Source organism: Streptomyces sp. NPDC107562 (assembly GCF_055657325.1).
The window spans coordinates 1-2,395 of sequence record NZ_JBVKBE010000039.1; the positions used below are offsets into that span (position 1 = coordinate 1).

At 56.6% G+C, this 2,395-nt stretch carries 1 rRNA gene; it reads left to right on the forward strand.

What is annotated here, in order from left to right:
* Positions 1-2,364 (forward strand): 23S ribosomal RNA (locus ACZ7LV_RS38945); the annotation flags it as partial.
* Positions 2,365-2,395: the final 31 nt, after the last annotated feature.

A 2,395-nucleotide genomic window follows, 5' to 3' on the forward strand; every position in this document is an offset into this window, starting at 1 on the left:
AGTAGCACGCTCAAGACCCGAAGCGGAGTGATCTAGCCATGGGCAGGTTGAAGCGGAGGTAAGACTTCGTGGAGGACCGAACCCACCAGGGTTGAAAACCTGGGGGATGACCTGTGGTTAGGGGTGAAAGGCCAATCAAACTCCGTGATAGCTGGTTCTCCCCGAAATGCATTTAGGTGCAGCGTCGTGTGTTTCTTGCCGGAGGTAGAGCACTGGATAGGCGATGGGCCCTACCGGGTTACTGACCTTAGCCAAACTCCGAATGCCGGTAAGTGAGAGCGCGGCAGTGAGACTGTGGGGGATAAGCTCCATGGTCGAGAGGGAAACAGCCCAGAGCATCGACTAAGGCCCCTAAGCGTACGCTAAGTGGGAAAGGATGTGGAGTCGCACAGACAACCAGGAGGTTGGCTTAGAAGCAGCCACCCTTGAAAGAGTGCGTAATAGCTCACTGGTCTAGTGATTCCGCGCCGACAATGTAGCGGGGCTCAAGCGTACCGCCGAAGTCGTGTCATTGCAGCATGAGGGCCAACGCCCGCTGTGATGGGTAGGGGAGCGTCGTGTGCCGGGTGAAGCTGCGCCGGAAGGCAGTGGTGGACGGTTCACGAGTGAGAATGCAGGCATGAGTAGCGATACAAACGTGAGAAACGTTTGCGCCGATTGACTAAGGGTTCCTGGGTCAAGCTGATCTGCCCAGGGTAAGTCGGGACCTAAGGCGAGGCCGACAGGCGTAGTCGATGGATAACCGGTTGATATTCCGGTACCCGCTGTGAAGCGTCAAACATCGAGCATCGTGATGCTAAGGCCGTGAAGCCGCCCTGATCTCTTCGGAGTTGAGGGGAGTGGTGGAGCCGCCGGACCAAGCGGTTAGTAGGTGAGTGATGGGGTGACGCAGGAAGGTAGTCCATCCCGGGCGGTGGTTGTCCCGGGGTAAGGGTGTAGGCCGTGCGATAGGTAAATCCGTCGCACATGAGGCTGAGACCTGATGCCGAGCCGATTGTGGTGAAGTGGATGATCCTATGCTGTCGAGAAAAGCCTCTAGCGAGTTTCATGGCGGCCCGTACCCTAAACCGACTCAGGTGGTCAGGTAGAGAATACCGAGGCGTTCGGGTGAACTATGGTTAAGGAACTCGGCAAAATGCCCCCGTAACTTCGGGAGAAGGGGGGCCACAACTGGTGATGAGCTTTGCGCTCTGAGCTGGGGGTGGCCGCAGAGACCAGCGAGAAGCGACTGTTTACTAAAAACACAGGTCCGTGCGAAGCCGTAAGGCGATGTATACGGACTGACGCCTGCCCGGTGCTGGAACGTTAAGGGGACCGGTTAGCTCCATTTCGGTGGGGCGAAGCTGAGAACTTAAGCGCCAGTAAACGGCGGTGGTAACTATAACCATCCTAAGGTAGCGAAATTCCTTGTCGGGTAAGTTCCGACCTGCACGAATGGCGTAACGACTTCTCGACTGTCTCAACCATAGGCCCGGTGAAATTGCACTACGAGTAAAGATGCTCGTTTCGCGCAGCAGGACGGAAAGACCCCGGGACCTTTACTACAGTTTGATATTGGTGTTCGGTTCGGCTTGTGTAGGATAGCTGGGAGACTTTGAAATCTGGACGCCAGTTCAGGTGGAGTCGTCGTTGAAATACCAGTCTGGTCGTGCTGGATGTCTAACCTGGGTCCGTGATCCGGATCAGGGACAGTGTCTGATGGGTAGTTTAACTGGGGCGGTTGCCTCCTAAAGAGTAACGGAGGCGCCCAAAGGTTCCCTCAGCCTGGTTGGTAATCAGGTGTTGAGTGTAAGTGCACAAGGGAGCTTGACTGTGAGACCGACGGGTCGAGCAGGGACGAAAGTCGGGACTAGTGATCCGGCGGTGGCTTGTGGAAGCGCCGTCGCTCAACGGATAAAAGGTACCCCGGGGATAACAGGCTGATCTTCCCCAAGAGTCCATATCGACGGGATGGTTTGGCACCTCGATGTCGGCTCGTCGCATCCTGGGGCTGGAGTCGGTCCCAAGGGTTGGGCTGTTCGCCCATTAAAGCGGTACGCGAGCTGGGTTTAGAACGTCGTGAGACAGTTCGGTCCCTATCCGCTGTGCGCGTAGGAGTCTTGAGAAGGGCTGTCCCTAGTACGAGAGGACCGGGACGGACGAACCTCTGGTGTGCCAGTTGTTCTGCCAAGGGCATGGCTGGTTGGCTACGTTCGGGAGGGATAACCGCTGAAAGCATCTAAGCGGGAAGCCTGCTTCGAGATGAGGACTCCCACCCACTTGATGGGGTAAGGCTCCCAGTAGACGACTGGGTTGATAGGCCGGATATGGAAGCACGGTAACGTGTGGAGTTGACCGGTACTAATAGGCCGAGGGCTTGTCCTCAGTTGCTCGCGTCCACTGTGTTAGTTCTGAG